The 269-nt window shown below is 50.9% G+C and carries 1 rRNA gene; it reads right to left on the bottom strand.

The annotated features are described in order from the left end of the window. A 23S ribosomal RNA gene (locus GCM43_RS25620) occupies positions 1-269 on the bottom strand; the annotation flags it as partial.

The following is a 269-nucleotide window of genomic DNA, read 5'->3' on the forward strand; positions in this document are numbered from 1 at the left end:
CACCCCATCATTTAATCTTCCAGCACCGGGCAGGCGTCACACCCTATACGTCCACTTTCGTGTTTGCAGAGTGCTGTGTTTTTATTAAACAGTCGCAGCCACCAGTTTATTGCAACCCTTTCACCCTCATGGAGTAAACCAATCAAGCTACCGGGGCGTACCTTTTCCCGAAGTTACGGTACCAATTTGCCGAGTTCCTTCTCCCGAGTTCTCTCAAGCGCCTTAGAATACTCATCTCGCCCACCTGTGTCGGTTTGCGGTACGGTCTC

The organism is Janthinobacterium aquaticum (assembly GCF_009208565.1).
Lineage (GTDB): Bacteria > Pseudomonadota > Gammaproteobacteria > Burkholderiales > Burkholderiaceae_D > Janthinobacterium.